This is a genomic window from Bifidobacterium pseudocatenulatum DSM 20438 = JCM 1200 = LMG 10505 (assembly GCF_001025215.1).
Lineage (GTDB): Bacteria > Actinomycetota > Actinomycetes > Actinomycetales > Bifidobacteriaceae > Bifidobacterium > Bifidobacterium pseudocatenulatum.
Genome location: NZ_AP012330.1, coordinates 226993 through 244161 on the forward strand (window position 1 = coordinate 226993; position 17169 = coordinate 244161).

Annotated in this window: 13 protein-coding genes and 1 other RNA gene; 10 read left to right on the forward strand and 4 right to left on the reverse strand. The window is 58.5% G+C overall.

The window, feature by feature from the left end; all coding sequences use genetic code 11:
• Positions 1-51 precede the first annotated feature (51 nt).
• From ffs to BBPC_RS00855, 5 genes are all read left to right on the forward strand, one after another.
• Positions 52-148: signal recognition particle sRNA small type (ffs, locus tag BBPC_RS09425), an RNA gene on the forward strand.
• A gap of 53 nt (positions 149-201) precedes the next feature.
• Positions 202-1275 (forward strand): phosphatase PAP2 family protein, encoded by a 1074-nt coding sequence (locus BBPC_RS00840; protein WP_033524234.1) that lies wholly within the window; start codon positions 202-204, stop codon positions 1273-1275.
• Between the two features lie 125 nt (positions 1276-1400).
• Entirely contained in the window at positions 1401-4457 is a 3057-nt protein-coding gene (gene topA / locus BBPC_RS00845; protein ID WP_004220265.1) for a type I DNA topoisomerase, read from the forward strand.
• Between the two features lie 74 nt (positions 4458-4531).
• Positions 4532-5185 (forward strand): dTMP kinase, encoded by a 654-nt coding sequence (gene tmk / locus BBPC_RS00850; RefSeq protein WP_033524235.1) that lies wholly within the window; start codon positions 4532-4534, stop codon positions 5183-5185.
• Positions 5182-6336, forward strand: a complete 1155-nt coding sequence (locus tag BBPC_RS00855; protein WP_004220263.1) for a DNA polymerase III subunit delta' — start codon at positions 5182-5184, stop codon at positions 6334-6336. Before tmk ends, BBPC_RS00855 begins: the two co-directional genes overlap by 4 nt.
• Positions 6337-6467: 131 nt before the next feature.
• Here BBPC_RS00855 and BBPC_RS00860 read toward each other — a convergent pair whose 3' ends face one another.
• Positions 6468-7505, reverse strand: coding sequence for a LacI family DNA-binding transcriptional regulator (locus BBPC_RS00860; RefSeq protein WP_004220262.1), 1038 nt, complete (start codon positions 7503-7505; stop codon positions 6468-6470).
• Between the two features lie 215 nt (positions 7506-7720).
• Positions 7721-7981, reverse strand: coding sequence for an HPr family phosphocarrier protein (locus BBPC_RS00865; protein ID WP_004220260.1), 261 nt, complete (start codon positions 7979-7981; stop codon positions 7721-7723).
• A gap of 343 nt (positions 7982-8324) precedes the next feature.
• On the opposite strand from BBPC_RS00865, the gene ptsP reads away from it, so the two are divergent.
• The 4 genes from ptsP to BBPC_RS00885 all read left to right on the forward strand — a co-directional run bounded on the left by ptsP (position 8325) and on the right by BBPC_RS00885 (position 14072).
• Complete coding sequence (ptsP, locus tag BBPC_RS00870; RefSeq protein WP_004220258.1) at positions 8325-9974, forward strand: phosphoenolpyruvate--protein phosphotransferase; 1650 nt, start codon at positions 8325-8327, stop codon at positions 9972-9974.
• 191 nt (positions 9975-10165) lie between these two features.
• The gene (locus BBPC_RS00875; protein WP_004220257.1) at positions 10166-10723 is read left to right on the forward strand and encodes a YbhB/YbcL family Raf kinase inhibitor-like protein; all 558 of its coding nucleotides are present in this window, start codon (positions 10166-10168) and stop codon (positions 10721-10723) included.
• Positions 10724-10855: 132 nt separating this feature from the next.
• Entirely contained in the window at positions 10856-12448 is a 1593-nt protein-coding gene (locus BBPC_RS00880) for a C69 family dipeptidase (protein ID WP_004220256.1), read from the forward strand.
• A gap of 106 nt (positions 12449-12554) precedes the next feature.
• Positions 12555-14072, forward strand: coding sequence for a formate--tetrahydrofolate ligase (locus BBPC_RS00885; RefSeq protein WP_004220253.1), 1518 nt, complete (start codon positions 12555-12557; stop codon positions 14070-14072).
• Between the two features lie 365 nt (positions 14073-14437).
• On the opposite strand, the gene BBPC_RS00890 is transcribed toward BBPC_RS00885, so the two are convergent.
• Positions 14438-14785, reverse strand: coding sequence for a phenylpyruvate tautomerase MIF-related protein (locus BBPC_RS00890; RefSeq protein WP_004220252.1), 348 nt, complete (start codon positions 14783-14785; stop codon positions 14438-14440).
• A gap of 174 nt (positions 14786-14959) precedes the next feature.
• Here BBPC_RS00890 and BBPC_RS00895 point away from each other — a divergent pair, with 174 nt between their 5' ends.
• Positions 14960-15496, forward strand: coding sequence for a GtrA family protein (locus tag BBPC_RS00895; RefSeq protein WP_004220250.1), 537 nt, complete (start codon positions 14960-14962; stop codon positions 15494-15496).
• Positions 15497-15672: 176 nt separating this feature from the next.
• Here the strand turns inward: BBPC_RS00895 and BBPC_RS00900 are convergent, their stop codons facing one another.
• Complete coding sequence (locus BBPC_RS00900; RefSeq protein ID WP_004220249.1) at positions 15673-17097, reverse strand: MFS transporter; 1425 nt, start codon at positions 17095-17097, stop codon at positions 15673-15675.
• Positions 17098-17169 lie beyond the last annotated feature (72 nt).

The window sequence follows — 17169 nt, forward strand, 5'->3', positions numbered from 1 at the left end:
GCGGTTCGTGCGGCTTGCGGCGCGGTTCGGTCCGGGCATGGTGTACACTGGTCTTTGCCTCCGCGTGGCGGTACGTCACCCAACTCCCCCAGGGCAGGAATGCAGCAAGGGTAAGTGGCCTCTTCCGGGTGCGTGGAGGTTTTCTTATATCTTCATGCCATTCGCGCATACCGTAGAGCCAATGCCGTATTCTCGATGATTATGACCGACGAATTCAAGCCAATCATCCGAGACCCGCACAAGTCCGCGAATATGCTGGAACAGCCGGTCGCGCCCGTTCCCGTGCCGCAGCCGCCGTCTGATCCGATCGAACAGGTGCTTTCCCCACGTGAAGTGAGCGAAGGGCTTGCCAAAGCCGATCCGCTGACCCGTCATCCGCGCGTGTCGAGCATTATGCTCAGCGTGGTGTTCGGTCTGCTGCTGCTTGCCGCCGCGGTGGGCGTCTGGTGGTTGGGCGTGCGCACGATGGAAGGCCAAAGCTATGAAGACATGGTCTGGTCGAAATTCGATGCGGCCCTGCCGGGATGGCTGGAACCGGTCGTGCATGTCTTCACCATTTCCACCGTTGTAATCGCAACAAGCGCGATTATGTCGATAATCGCCCTCGCTGTACTCATCGTAAGAAAACGATGGCTGTTGATTGCTCAACTGGCGGTATTCGGCGGAATCTGCTTTGCCACAGCAGAGTTGCTGAAGCCGCTGCTGCCACGTCCGTACTTAATCAATCTGGAATCAAATCCCAATAATTCCGCGCCTTCCGGGCATGTCATACTCGCCGCCGCGGCAGGAGTGATCCTACTATGCGCCGTGCCTCGCGTATGCCGTGCGCTCGTTGCCGTGATCGGCTGGCTGTATGCGGTACTCGTCGGATTGTCGGTGATCGCGGGACAGTGGCACCGGCCGACCGACGTGATCATGGCATTGCTGATCGTCGGCGGAGTGGCAATGATCACGCTTGCCGCGACGTTTGCGAACGGCATGGATGAGCCCGGTTCGCGCGCGTCGTCGCCTTCCGTGCAGATCGTCGGCAGCGTGCTGTTGACGTTCGGCGTGCTCGGCACCCTGTATGGCGCATACATTATTTGGCAGATTCAGCCGGGACTTGCGATGAGTGCGGAATGGACGAATTCCGGCGCGCACCTTTCCACGGTGATTCTGACGGCTTCCGTTGCGTCGTTGGTGTTCGGGCTGGTGTTGACCATGCGTCAGCTGACCGCCTCGCCATTGACGAAACTTGGGCTTGTCGGCGCACCTCCGGCCCCTCCGAAACGCTGACGGCAAAACGTACGATCACGCCGAAAATTTCCGGCACCGGTCGCTCGCGCCACACGGACGGTTTGCCAACTGCATACGGTCAGTGAGTATTATTGCGTTGCAAACGCTAGTAATAAGGAGTGGCTATGGCTACCGGCAGCAAGCTCGTGATTGTGGAGTCTCCCACCAAGGCCAAGAAAATCGGTGGGTATTTGGGCTCCGAATATACGGTGATGGCCTCGGTCGGCCATATTCGAGATCTTGCGCAGCCGAGCCAGGTGCCGGCCGCCGACAAAACCAAATTCGGCAAGTTCGGCGTTGACGTGGAAGACGGATTCAAGCCGTATTACATCGTCGACGGCAACAAGAAGAAAACCGTGTCCGAGCTGAAAAGCGCGTTGAAAAAAGCCGACACCCTGTACCTCGCAACCGATGAGGATCGCGAGGGAGAGGCCATCGCCTGGCATCTGGTACAGACACTCAAGCCGAAAGTGCCGGTTAAGCGCATGGTGTTCCACGAAATCACGAAGGAAGCCATCAAAGCGTCGCTTGACAATACTCGCGACGTTGACGACGACATGGTCGACGCCCAGGAAACCCGCCGTATTCTGGACCGCCTGTACGGCTATGAGCTTTCTCCGGTGCTGTGGCGCAAGGTTGGGCCGGGTCTTTCCGCGGGCCGTGTGCAGTCCGTCGCCACGCGTTTGATCGTGGAGCGCGAGCGCGAGCGTATGGCGTTCGTGCGTGCCCCGTATTGGGATGTCACCGCAACGTTGGAGGCGCCGGATGCCGATGGCAATAATGTTGCGTTCGATTCTCGTATGGTGTCGTTGGGTGGCCGTCGTTTGGCTGGTTCCAAGGATTTCGGCGCCGATGGCAAGCTGACTGCGGCCGGTGCGAAGGATCAGGTCGTGCAGTTGGACGAGGCGCAGGCTTCCGCGATTGCTCAGGCATTGGAATTTGCAACGTTTACTGTCGCGTCGATGGAAACCAAGCCGTACCGTCGCCGTCCGGTTCCACCGTTTACCACGTCCACCTTGCAGCAGACCGCCGGCAATCGTCTCGGCATGAGCTCGCGTCAGACCATGCGTGCGGCGCAAGGATTGTACGAAAACGGCTATATCACCTACATGCGTACCGATTCGGTGACGCTGTCGCAAGAGGCGATCGCAGCCGCACGCGAAGCGGTCGTCAAGCATTTCGGCGAAAACTATCTGTCGGACGCGCCGAAACAATATGCCACAAAGACGGCAGGCGCGCAGGAAGCCCACGAATGCATCAGGCCGGCGGGCGCGAAATTCCGTGACCCTGCGGAAATCGCAAGCAAAGTGCCGGCCGACCAGCTCAAACTGTACACGCTGATCTGGCAGCGCACGCTTGCCTGCCAGATGGCAGACGCAACCGGTTCCACGGCGACCGTGCGACTGTCCGCGTCGACCGAATCGAATGGGGAAGCCATGTTCCAGGCTTCCGGCACCGTTATCGAGTTCCCCGGCTTTATGAAGGCGACCGGTGAGGGCCGCCGAGCGTTCGCCGAATCGAAGAAGGGTGATGTTGCTGGAAGCGTTGAACAGGCCGCGCAATCCGGCAAATCCAGCAAAGCGGATAAGAAGTCGGATGACAATGTGTCGCTGCCGCCGATGAATCCGGGCGATGCGCTCGCTGCGGTGGCGGTTGGTGCCGACGGACACGAAACTCAGCCTCCGGCGCGTTACACTGAAGCGTCGCTTGTGAAAACGTTGGAACAGAAGGAAATCGGCCGCCCGTCCACGTATGCGAGCATTATTTCCACGATTATCGATCGCGGGTACGTGTATGAGCGCGGTCGTGCGTTGATTCCGTCGTGGCTCGCGTTCTCCGTGGTCAAATTGCTGGAAACAAAGTTCCCGCGGTATGTGGATTATGAGTTCACTGCCGATATGGAAAGCGGTCTTGACCAGATCGCGAGCGGTCAGGAGACCGGCAGGAATTGGCTGACCCGCTTCTATTTCGGTTCCGGTGAGGGTGCCGCGCAGTCTGCAGACGAGGCACATGCCGGCTTGCAGCAGCAGGTCGCGCAGTTGGGTGAAATCGACGCTCGCGAGATCAATACGATCGAGATCGGCGACGGTTTGCATGTGCGCGTCGGTCGATATGGCCCGTATTTGGAGGATATGAACCATCTGGATGATGAGGGCAATCCGAAGCGTGCCTCGCTGCCGGATACGCTCGCTCCGGATGAGCTGACGGTGGAAGTCGGTCATGATTTGATCGAGAACCATTCCGGCGGTCCGCGCGCTCTTGGCGTCGATCCGGTTTCCGGAGGCACCGTTGAAGTGCGTAATGGTCGTTTCGGGCCGTATGTTGCGCTGGTGATGCCTTCTTCGGATGCTGGTGCTGACGGTGACGTGGCTGGTGGTGGCAAGTCGAAGAAGGGCAAGAGCGCTAAGAAGGCTGCCGATCGCCCGAAGATGGCGTCGTTGTTCAAGACGATGAGTCCGGAATCGTTGACGTTGGATGATGCGTTGCGTCTGCTGAGCTTGCCGCGTGAAATCGGTTCGTATGAAGAGGTGGATGCGCAGACCGGTGAAGTGCAGACGGTTACCGTGCAGGCCAATAATGGTCGTTACGGTCCGTATTTGACGAAGACTGGTGCCGATGGCAAGTCGGATACGCGTTCGCTCGCTTCGGAAGATGAGATTTTCACGGTTGATTTGGATAAGGCGAAGGAACTGTTCGCCCAGCCGAAGTATGGCCGTGGGCGCGGTCGTGGCGCTGCCAAGCCACCGCTGCGTGAACTGGGCGTCGATCCGGAAACGCAAAAGCAGGTGACCATCAAGGAAGGCTTCTACGGCGCGTATATCACCGATGGTGAAACGAACCGTACGTTGCCGAAGCAGTATGCTCCCGAGTCGATCGAGCCGGCTGAGGCGTTCCGTCTGCTGGCGGAGAAGCGTGCGCAGGGTCCGTCGAAGAGGCGTGGACGCAAGGGTGCTGCTGGCAAGGGTGGTGCTAAGAAGACTGCTGCTAAGGGTGCTAAGGCTTCTGCTGATCAAGTTCGTGCCGATCGCCGTGCCAAGGTGCGCGAGTTGGCCGATAAGGGTTGGGCCAACACCCGTATCGCCAAGGAGATCGGTTCCACGCCGACCACGGTGAAGGCCGATGTGGAATGGCTCGCTGTCAACGAAGGCTACACCCGTCCCGCCGTAGTTCCCGCCCGGTGATGAACAGTCCGGTGGACTGTTCGTAGCAGTGAGCAGCGGTAGCGTTGCGAACGCCGCAATGTAGAGTGATGAATATGCAAGGCATATTCATCTCCTTTGAAGGTGTAGACGGCGTCGGCAAAACCACGCAGGTCGAACGGTTGCGTGCGTACGTTGAGGCGCAGGGGCGCGAATGCGTGGTCACGCGCGAGCCGGGCGGTACTGTGCTTGGTGTGGCGATTCGCAAGCTGCTGCTTGGCGGTGTGGAAGGTTCCGACGCGGATATTGCTCCGCGTGCGGAGGCGTTGCTGTTCGCCGCCGACCGTGCCCAGCATGTTGCCGAGGTGATTCGCCCTGCGCTGGAACGCGGTGCCGTGGTAATTACCGATCGGTACCTTGATTCTTCTCTTGCATACCAGGCTGGCGGCCGCGAATTGACGGCAGGTGAAATCCGCGACTTAAGTATGTGGGCAACGTGCGAGCTATTGCCGAATCGCACGTATCTACTGGATCTTGACCCTGTGCAATCGCATGCACGACTACAGCATGATGAAGATCGCATGGAATCTGCAGGAAACGATTTCCAACGTCGTACACGACAGGCGTTTCTTGACTTGGCAAAGGCGGAATCACAACGTTTCCGCGTGATTGATGCCAGCCAATCCATCGATGAAGTATGGTCGCATATTCAAGACGATTTTGCACAAATCAGCCAAACGAAAACTTTCCAATCGGAGGCCGCCCAGTGAGCGTGTGGGATTCGATTGTCGGCCAGCAGCGGGTTGTCGAACAACTCAAAGCCATCGCAAGTGGCGATCCGAAAGCCATTGCGCAATCCTGGCTAATCTGCGGTCCTCCAGGATCGGGCCGTTCCAATGTGGCGCGCGCGTTTGCGGCGGCGCTGGAGAGCCCCGATCATGGTCTTGGCGACGAGCCGACCAAAGCCGTGCAGCAGGTGCTTGCCGGCACTCATCCCGACGTGACCGTGCTTGCCACCAACAAAGTGACCATCGGCATCGACGAGGTGCGAGACATCATCACCACTTCCGAACAGATGCCGAGCACTGCGCCGTGGCGCATCATCATTATCGAAGATGTCGATCGCATGCTGGAACGCACCACCAACGTGCTGCTCAAGGAGATTGAGGAGCCGAGCGCGCACACGATTTGGCTCTTGTGCGCGCCGAGTGCGCAGGATGTGTTGCCGACGATTCGCTCGCGCACTCGCATCGTCAATCTTGCTGTGCCTTCCACGCAGGCAGTGGCCGCATTTCTGGAACAAAATGGCGGATTTGAGCCGAAAATCGCGGTACGTGCCGCACGCCTTGCAGAAGGGCATATCGGCATTGCGCGCTTGTATGCGGAGAATGAGCAGGTGATGTCTGACCGTGACGAGCTGATTGTGGGTGTGCTTGGATTGCGTCGCGCATCGGATGCGGTGCTGCTTGCCGGCAATCTTATCGACAATGCGAAAGTGCAGGCCGAAGCGGAGGTGAAGGTCAAGGCGGCAGAGGCGGAAGCTGATTTTCGTAGGATCAATGGGCTTGGGGCGAAGGATCGTATTCCTCCGAAACTGCGTGGCGCGTACAATGCGATCGCCAAAAAAGACGAGCTGAAGCGCCAGACTACGCGACTTACGCGTGATGTGCTTGACCGTGCGTTGAACTCGATTGCCAGTATTTACCGTGATGTGGCTGTGCTGCAGAACAATGCCGAGGATTCGGTGGGACTGATCAATTTGGAGAATCGTTCATCGATCACCGAACTGTCGGTGCGGCTTACGCGTGGGGGAGCGGTGCGGCGGCTGGAGGATATTGCCGTTGCGCGTCGCCGCCTGGCCGGCAATGGCAATCCCGTACTGGTCTTTGAAGCTCTCTTCTGCTCCCTCATCGCCAGCTAGGGCTAGCGGCGTTGGCACATACTGTTTTCCGAGGGCAGATTCTTCCAGCGGGTGGGGAAATGGTTGTTTGGCTGTATGATTCTGGCTTGCTATCGTGCGATAACTGCCGGCAAAATTGCAAAAATTGCGATTTAGCGCTGGCAGTTGGTGGATTCGCGGACGATGAGTTGCGGCGCGAGTGAGATGTGCGCGGGGCTGCCGGGGGCGTCGTTGAGTAGGCGTAGCGCTTCGGAGACGATTTGTTTGAACGGCGGGCGCACGCTGGTCAGCGCCGGCATGGTGGTGCGTGCAATCGGCGAATCGTTGTAGCCAACCACCAGCACATCTTGAGGCACGCGAAGCCCGAGCGAATGCAACGCCACCATCACACCGAATGCGATCGAATCGTCGGCACACACCACTGCCTCCGGCTGCACGAGTGGTTCGGAGAACAGTCGCATGGCGCAGTCGAAACCGCGTTGCACGCTACGATCGCCGAACTTGTTCCATTCGGCTTCGGTGTTCAAGTGGTGCGCGCGCACCTGCGTGTGGAACATGGCGAACAGTTCCGCCGATTCGAAGGAGATTTCCTTGCCGGCCATGTATGCCACGGATGCGATGCCACGTTCGGCCAAATGCCTGATCACGATTTCCATGGCGGCGTTTTCGTCGATGCTCACCATGGATGTGCGGGATGAGCATCGACGGCCGCCCACCTGCACAATCGGCAATGTGGAGGCGTAATGTTCAAGTTCCTCGGAAAGGTAGGCTCCCCAGGCGGGCAGTACGATCAGCCCGTCAACATGGCGGTCCACCAACGATTCGATGCGTTGGATCTGCGTGGCCTGATCGCCGCCGATGCCGAGCAGCAGTTGCTGCGAATCCACATCGATGACGGGTTCGATTTCGTCAAGCAGTTGCGCGCAGAACGGGTCGGTGGCGGTTGGAATCACCAGTCCGATGGTGTTGGTGACGGTGCTGCGCAATGCGCTCGCCGCATAATTGACCGAATAGTTGAGGTGTGCCGCGGCGGCTCTCACACGTCGTGCGATGTCGTCGTCTTTGGTGCGTTTTCCGGAAAGCACGCGGGAGACGGTGGCGATGGAGACGTTGGCCAGCGCGGCGACGTTCGTGATTGAACTGTTCGCCGAAGTAGCCGAAGCCGAGGCGTTGTCGGTTGTGCGTGCCATGCTCTCCTCCCAAAATCATTCGAAGTATTGGATTATTCGAATTGCTGCCGTGTCTCAATCGCGTATTCAGGAATAAAACAGCCACCCGTCGAATGCGGCAGGTGGCTGAAGCAAGTATCGCAATCATGCATATGGAATTGCGATCGCATTGCGATTTCGTAACTGAAGATTGTTGAATATCTTGCGAAATCCTCGAAAATCTTCAGAAAAGAAGATCACTCGGCGTTGACGAGGATGTTCAGCAGGTTGTCTGCCACGGTTTCGTCGTCGGCGCCCTGCACGTCGATGACCACGGAATCGCCCTGCTTGATGCCCAGGCCCATGATGGACAGGATGGAGCCTGCCGGAACCGGGTTGCCGCCTTCCTTGGCGATGGTGACGGTGCAGCCGGAGGCGGTGACGGCCTGGGAGAACTGTGCGGCCGGACGAGCGTGGATACCGACGGGATCGTTGATGACGGTGGTGCGGGTTGCCATGATGGACACTCCTTTGAGTCGTTATTGTTGATTGTTTTCTGTTGTGTTATTTGAAAGTCGTGCTGCTTGCCGAGTGAAATGCATCGGTGCGCCGCTGGTGATTACTATAGCACTTTTTCCACGAAACGCAGAAAACGTTTACTGGTTGTGTGTTGCGGTTTAAAGCGTGTATACTGTGGGCAGGCTGAAAATGATTTACCGGCAAAGACGGTGGAAATCATTGCGGTAACTCAACGCGCAAGGCAGGCGCGGAAATCACAAGAACACGTTCGGCTCGCGTTCCTTTCGCGAGCAAACAACAAACGCAAACGACAAAACAAGGAAACAGGTCAAAGGAGTTCACATGATCATCAAGGGTGTTGGCATTGGTCGCGGCGTTGCAGTCGGCCCGGTCATCCGTATGGCGCAGCCGCTGCCGGAACCGTCGGACGCCCCGCGTGCGGAAGGCATTGCCGCCGAAAGCGAAATCGCCCGCGTGGAAAAGTCCCTCGCACTGGTGAACGCCGACCTGAACCGTCGCGCCGAAGAGGCCGCCAATGGTGACGAAGGCGCCAAGCAGGCCGCTCCGATTCTGCAGGCCATCGCCATGTTCGCTTCCGATCCGTCGCTGGCCGAATCCATCAAGGGGCTGATCCAGCAGGGCAAGACCGCCGAACGCGCGGTGCTCGAAGGCTTCGCCGCGGTGGAAGACATGTTCCGCGCCATCGGTGGATATCAGGCCGAGCGTGCCGCCGATCTGCATGATGTCGGCCAGCGCGTGATCGCCGACCTTATGGGCGCTCCCGCACCGGGCCTGCCGCAGAGCGAAACCCCGTTCGTGCTCGTTGCCGAAGATCTTTCCCCCGCCGACACCGCGGCGCTCGACATGAGCAAGACCCTCGCCATCGTCACCTCGCAGGGCGGCCCGACCTCGCACACCGCCATCCTGGCCCGTGCCCGCGGCATCGTGGCGGTTGTTTCCGCAGCCGAAGCCGAGAATCTGACCGACGGCACCACCGTGGTCGTCAATGCGGCCAAGGGCGAACTGGTCGTCGACCCGACCGAAGAGGAGATCGCCGCAGCCGAAGCCGCCAAGTCCCGCGCGGCCGCAGCCAAGGAACTGCGCGGCAATCCGGGCTCCACCAAGGACGGCCACCTCATTCCGCTGCTCGCCAACGTGGGCAAGCCGGCCGACGCAGCTAAGGCGCTGGAATATGGCGCTGAAGGCGTTGGTCTGTTCCGTACTGAATTCCTGTTCATCGGCAACTCCGAGCCGCCGACCGTCGAAGAGCAGACCCGCGCTTACACCGAGCTGTTGAGCCAGTTCCCGGGCAAGAAGGTCGTGATTCGTATGCTCGATGCCGGCGCTGACAAGCCGCTGCCGTTCCTCACTCCGGAAGACGAGCCGAATCCGGCTCTCGGCCTGCGCGGTCTGCGCACCCTGCGCGCCCACATGGACGTGCTCGAAGGCCAGCTCAAGGCGCTCGCCGCAGCCGATGCCGCCACCGACGCGAACCTGTGGGTCATGGCCCCGATGGTTGCCGACCAGCATGAGGCTGACTATTTCGTGAAGCTTGGCAAGAGCTTCGGTCTGAAGTTCGTGGGTGCGATGGCTGAGGTGCCGTCGATCGCGCTTATGGCTGATAAGGTGGCCGACGTGGCCGACTTCGTGTCGATCGGCACCAACGATCTGACCCAGTACACGCTGGCCGCCGACCGTACGCTCGGTTCCGTTGCCAACTATCAGACCGCCTGGCATCCGGCGGTGCTGCGTGCCATCAAGATGATCTGCGACGCGGGCAACGCCAAGGGCATGCCGGTGGGCGTGTGCGGCGAGGCCGCTGCCGATCCGGACTTGGCCGTAGTGCTGGCCGGTCTTGGCGTGAACTCCCTGTCCATGACTCCGGTGGCACTCGACGACGTGCGTGCCTCCCTTGCCGAAGTCACCTTCGAAGAGGCTCAGGCCCGTGCCGAAGCCGCCCTCAACGGCGACTTCTACCACCCGGCCAACTGAGCCGTACTAGCTGTGCCTATCGCCTGTAACGCCTTGTTTTTCAAGCGATGTGAGGTCTGATAGGCCCTGTTTCCCGGACCGACCCCTGCCCGCGTGCCCCACAGGCTCGCCGCAGGGGTCGTTTCGTTATGTTTCGTTATGCCGTCAATTGAAACCTTGTATGAGTCAGACGCTTGAGGGATACTGGGTGCATGAAGATTTCCGCAGATTTCACCGTCATTCCCGACGCGTTTGCCAAGGCGGCGCCGCCTGAGAACTGCATCGACGGTACGCCGATTGTTTCCTTCCCCTTCTACATTGATGCGCTTGATCCTGCAGTGCAGTTCCTGCATTGGGAATTCGTTGATCCGGATTCAATTCCGGTATGCGGTTTCCAGTGGAATCATTGGTCCCTCGCGAACCTGCCCGTGGATGCGCTGATGTACGATTTCAACGATTCTCACGCGCTCGCGATTCCGGCTGATTTCTCGCGCACGGTTTCTGCGATGATTCCTGAAACGGTTCAGGGACGCACGTCCGCCGCCTCGCCGTTGCTGCAGGGCCGCAGCAGTGATCCCGCAGTGACGATGCGTTACAACGGTCCATATCCGCCAGATCAGGATCATGACTACTATCTGCATGTGTGGGGTACCACGGCTCCGCTCGCCGGCCTCAATCAGGGATTCTGGCTCAACGAAATGGAACGTGCGCTGCGTACTTCCGGTACAATCGTTGATCAGGGCGCTATTTTCCTCACTGGAAAAGCCTGATTTGTGAAAGAGGATCTCAAGTAAGGCCAGAAATTTGATTTCCGCAGCAATATAACGATATAAAGATGCGGAAATCAGAAATATATCCGACGAAAACGTATTGACAATAATCGAAAGGATTGCTGAATAATTATGGCGTGCACCACGATTTTGGTTGGCAAAGACGCAAGTTATGACGGATCGACCATCATCGCCCGTAATGAAGATAGTGCAAATGGTGAGTTTTGCCCGAAGCGCTTCATCGTAGTCAAGCCTGAAGATCAGCCGCGCAAGTACAAGAGCGTGCTTTCGCATGTTGAAATCGATCTTCCTGACAATCCGCTGCAGTATACGGCTGTGCCGAATGCCGATCTGAAGGAAGGCATTTGGGGCGAAGCTGGCGTGAACGAAGCGAACGTTGCCATGAGCGCCACCGAAACGCTCACCACCAATGAGCGTGTGCTCGGTGCCGATCCGTTCGTGGAACTCACGCCGGCCAAAGGCAAGGAAGGCGAAGAGGGCTATGAGCCGGAAGTCGCCGGTGGCATTGGCGAAGAGGATTTCCTTACTCTCGTGCTGCCGTACGTCACCACCGCCCGTGAGGGTGTGGAACGTTTGGGCGCTCTGCTTGAGGAGTATGGCACGTATGAGATGAACGGCGTTGCTTTCTCCGACGTCGACGAGATCTGGTGGCTGGAAACCGTTGGCGGCCATCATTGGATCGCCAAGCGTGTGCCGGACGAAGCGTATGTGACCATGCCGAACCAGCTGGGCATTGACGAATTTGATCTTGAAGATGCGTTTGGCGAGCAGGAGGACCACATGTGCTCCGCCGATCTGACCGAGTTCATCGAACGCAACCATCTTGACCTGTCGGTGGAGAATTCCACTCCGTTCAACCCGCGTGACGCGTTCGGCTCCCACTCCGATTCCGACCACGTGTACAACACTCCGCGTGCCTGGTACATGCAGCGTTTCCTTAACCCGTACGACGAGCAGTGGGATGGTCAGGATGCCGATCATAAGCCGGTTTCCGACGATATTCCGTGGGCTCGCCAGCCGGAACGCAAAATCACCATCGAAGATGTGAAGTATGTGCTGAGCTCCCACTATCAGGGCACTCCGTACGATCCGTATGGAAAGCTTGGCGACCAGCGCACCCGCCACATGTTCCGCCCGATCGGCATCAACCGTCAGAGCCAGCTTGCGGTGATGCAGATCCGCCCGTACCGCCCGCAGGTGAGCCGTGCGATCCAGTGGATCGCCTATGGTTCCAATCCGTTCAACACGCTCGTGCCGTTCTTCCCGAACGTCAACTCCACGCCGAAGTATTTGGAAGACACCACCACGCGCGTCACGTCCGAAAACTTCTATTGGGAGAACCGCATCATCGCGGCCCTGTGCGATTCCAGCTTCGCCGACACCGCCAACGCCGTGGAACGCTATCAGGAGAAGACTGGCGCGATGGGCCACCGCATGGTTGCCTCTACCGACGAGCAGATCGAACGTTTGGTGGGTGACGTGACCGACGAATTCGATGCGGAAGACGAAATCGGCGATGTTCAGCCTATGGAACCGGATGAAATCATCGAAGCCGTGCGCAACGGCGAAGCCCGTGAAATCCTTGCCGCAGCCAACGAGACCATGGCCGCGCAGCTCAAGGAGGAAACCGACAAGCTTCTTGATTCCGTGCTGTACACCGCCAGCATGAACATGAAGAACGGCTTCCACATGTCGGACTTCTAAAATCTCACTATTCGGCTCTCGTGACCACGTTGCGGGAGCCAATTATTTTCCGCAATACAACATCGTTAGAATGGCGTGCATTCCAATTTGAAGAAAGGAAACCCCAGTGACCAGCATTGAGGATTTCACCAGCCAGTACGGCTTGGTGCAGAAGATTGATGCGTTCGGCTATCTCGATTATTTGAAGAATGATCCGGATGCTCCACGCAAGCATGGCAAGGTCGTGCTCGTCACCGCCGATACTCCGCTGAAGGCGTCTCGCGGCGAGGGCAAGACCACCACCACGATCGCGCTGATCGACGCGTTGCGTGAGCGTGGCATTGATGCGGCCGCAGTGCTCCGTCAGCCGAGCATGGGCATTACCGCTGCCGGTTCCAAGGGCGGCGCTTCGGGCGGCGGCAAGGCTTCCCTGACCCACCCTGAGCTGATCGACTGGGGTCTGTGCGGCGAAATGGGCGCTATCGAAGCGGCCCAGAACCTGCTGGTTTCCTTCGCTGAGAAGGCCATCGACGACGGCAAGCTCGACGATATCGCCGTGCCGCGCGTTTCCGAAGTGCCGTCCCGTTCGCTGCGTCAGATCGCGGTGGACCGCGGCAAGGGCAATGTGGCCGAGCGTGTGGTGCTCACTCCGACCTGCGAGCTCATGCAGATCGTGGTGCTCTCCCGTTCCATGGATGAGATCGCCGAGCGCGTTGCCAAGATGATTGCCGGCACGAAGGACGGCAAGGCCGTTACGTTCGGTGAATTCGTTGATTTGTGGCGTATTACCGGCATTCTTTCCGATGCGGTGAAGCCGGCGAAGACGGAAACGGTGAATGGTTCTCCCGTGTATGTGCACGGCGGTCCGTTCGCGAACGTGTCGATCGGCATTCCGACGCTGGTTTCCGTGGAAATGGCGTGCGCCCTGCATGATGTGGTGATCGTCGAGGCCGGTTACGGTGCTGACGCGGGCGCTCAGAAGTGGCTTGACATTGCTTGCCGCGAGTATGGCGCACAGTGGCCGTCCGCCGCGATTGTGGTGACCCGCGCTTCCACTTGGCGTGACGATCCGGCGCTTGCCTGGCGTTACCCGTTCCACGTGCAGCGTTTGGAAGGTCTTGATATTCCTACGTTCCCGCTGATTAACCTGTGGGATGGCGAAGACGATCAAATTCCGGCGTTGCAGCAGACCGCCAAGGATCTGGAGTTCCGCGAGCCGATTATCGGCAACCTGTATCGCGATGGTGGCGATGCGCTCGCCCCGCAGCTTGACGCGTTCGTTGACGCGGTGGTGAATGGTTCCATGCCGGCCACGCCGCACAGCCACAAGGGTATGGCTCTGGTGGAGAACGTGCGTTGGGTTGCCGAAAATGCGTATGGTGTTCCGGCAGATCGCGTGATCCTGAAGGACGGTTTTGCTGAATCGCTTAATAAGGCGGTGGACCTGTGCGCCAGCGCCGGTATTGATTTCGGTTCGCTTGCACTGGTTGCGGTGAAGTCTCCGGCCACGATGACTGACAACGATTCCGCTCCGGCTGAAGAGCGTACGGTGACGTTGAAGAAGGTTGAAGTGCATTCCGGTGCCGGTTTGGTGCATGTGAATCTCACCGTTTCGCTGACCACGCCGATGCCGAAGATCGTGTGATAAACGAGTCGTAGCGTTCTGATCGCAACATTTTAGGGCGGTCACTTGCGTATATGCGTAGGTGACCGCCTTTTTGCACCTTAATTTCGGCGGTTTCTAGCGAACGTCGCAACGCCATGACCTCGAAGGAACGGAGGTAACTTCGTCAGAAGTTGCCGCCCCGAACCGTGAGGCGGGAAACACGGTGTGTTTCCCCGTAGGTGAGGTGAGAGGTTCGCAATATGGGCGAACCTCGAAGGAACGGTGGAAACTTCGTCAGAAGTTGCCGCCCCGAACCGTGAGGCGGGAAACACGGTGTGTTTCCCCGTAGGTGAGGTGAGAGGTTCGCAATATGGGCGAACCTCGAAGGAACGGTGGAAACTTCGTCAGAAGTTGCCGCCGTTCCAGCCCCAGTCGGTGGTGGCGGTGTAGCGGATGTACGTGCGGTCGGCCGGAATGCCCAGTTCCTTCTCCAACGCGGCCATGATCTGCTCGGTCAGCTTCTCCCAAGCAGAACCGGGCACGGAACGACCGAACACGTTCACCTCGACGTATGCGGCCGGCTTGGAATCGTCACCGCCGAAATAAATCGGCATATTGTCTTCAAACGGGCACATCAGCCAGCCTTCAGACTTGCCGGGAACGGCGGTGATCGCCTTGCCGTATGCGGACTTCAGCGCCTCGCGCTGCTCGGCGGTGGTGGAAACGGAAACATGAGTGTGGATGACTGGCATGATGCTCTCCTTAAATTGTTGGAATCAGCCTTTGCGGTTCACCTCCAGTCTAGGCGTCGAACGGCGCAGTCGGGGTGGCTGTGTGAGAAATTTTGGGCTTTGCCTGAACGGCTGCCAAGGTGGTCTGCGTGCGCGTGTTAAATATTCGTTGTGAGAAAACTGATTGAACAGCTTATGAAATTTGGCCTCGTTGGCGTGATCGCCTTCATTATCGACTGGGGCATTCTGAATCTTCTCGTCGGCGTATTCCGCATGCACAACGTGCTCGCCGCAACCATCTCGTTCATTATTTCCCTGATTTTCAACTACATTGCCAGCATGAAACTGGTGTTCAAGCACCGTGACGACATGGCCCGCTGGATGGAAATCCTCATTTTCGTGATTGGCGCGCTGATCGGCCTGTTCATGAACGACGCCATTATCTGGATCTCCACGTATGGCATGAACCATGATGCCTACGTGTCGCAGAGCACCGAATACCTGATCCGCACCAACGTCGGCAAGCTCATCGCCACCGCCGTGGTGATGGTGTGGAACTTCCTGACACGCAAATGGTTGCTCGACGATACGCACACCAACGCCATGAACCGTTTGCGCAAAGCCGACAACCGCCTCACGCCGGAAGAGCTGGAAGCCAAGTGGCAGAACAGCTTCTCGCACAAGCTTGGCATATGGTCGCTGGAACACACTCCCAACGGTTGGCCCAAGTAGTCCTGAATTCGGAAAATCTGCCTGCACAACCCGGAAATCTGCCCTGATCAAATCTGCCCTGATTCCCGACTCGCGCAGACGGCCGGACAGTCCTGAATATGAAAAGGCGGTGCTTACACCTATAAAGGTATAAGCACCGCCTTTTCGTATGCTCTGCATGCTTTACGTGCGAAAGGTCACACGCTTACGGTGGTAAGCATGGGCTGCTCGGTGGAGTCCTTGATCTGCTTGAAGCCGAACAGGGCGATCGCCAGCGAGGTGAGCGCCAGAGCCGTCACTACAATGAAACCACCGTGTGATCCCATACGGTCGATGAACTGGCCGGCAATCGCCGAGCCGACGGAACCGCCGATTGAGTTCATCGCACCCATCCAGGCCATGCCTTCGGTGAAGCGTGTGGGCGGCACCAAGTGCAGCATCAGCTGGTTGCCGTTCACCCACGTCGGTGCCTGGCATACGCCGATGAACAGGTAGATGATCATGATCACCCACAGATGTTTGGCGAACATGAACGAGCCGATGCCTAGATCGACCACGGCAAGGCAGAAGTAGAAACGCTTCCACAGCGGAATAGTCCAATTCTTTGCGCCATACACGAGCGCGCCGATCAGCGAGCTGAACGAGAAGCAGGCGAACACGAAACCGGTGTACTGCTTCATATTCGCTTCCGTGGCGAACGCGACGATCGAAATGCTGGCGGCCGACTGGAACGCGCCCAAACCGAACCACGTCACGCATACGGCGATTAGGCCCGGCCCCCAAATCGATTCCTTGCGCCCGGCATTCACATCGGCGGCGGCCTGATCCATGGCGGCCTGCACTTCCGCAGCCGTTTTGCCTTCGGAACGTGCGCGATCGCGAGCGTACTCAATGGCCGCTTCCGCCTGCAACGCCTTGGAACGGGCGGCTTCGCGCTCACGGTATTCCTTGCGGGTCATGCCCGCTTCGCGAGCCAGCTGCGTCTGCGATTTCGGCTCGGTGGAAAGTTCGGTGAGGAACATGAGCGCGCCGACCACCACACACACGCCAGTGAATGAGAATGCCAACAGCCCGGAAATCACGGCCAGTGTGGAGGCGAGCGGATTGCCGATCACCCACATGCATTCGTCGAACACGCCGGAAAGCGAAAGCGCGCGGTTGGTTTTCTCCGTGTCACCTTTAAGCAGCGTGGTCCAACGCTGACGGCTCATCGCGCCCCACGGCGGAATCGCCGCCATGAACGGTACGATACAGAACAGAATCCACGACGGCACTCGGGCGGTGATACAGGAAACCAGTGCGGTCGCCGCAATCATCCACACGATGATTGTCGGAATCGACACCTGACGCTGGCCGAACTTGTCAACCAGCTTGCCGAGCACCGGGCTCGCAACGGCCAGCGCGATCGCCTGCACGGCCGTCAGCGCGCCTGCCAGCGAATAATTGCCGTAATAATGCTGCACGGAAATCGTAATCGTCATGCCGACCATCGGGAACGGCATGCATGCGATCACTGAACCGACCGAAAATCGGGCGGTGTGCGGTATGCGAAGAAGCTCCGCGTACCCTCCGAAAAGATGTTGGCCGATGCTTTTGGCGCCGGCGAGGACTGAATTGGTCATGTTTTGCCGCTCCTTTCTGCTCACGGTTGGTGCTTGCGTCCGCTGCGTTGCGTTGCCGCGGACCGCTTGATA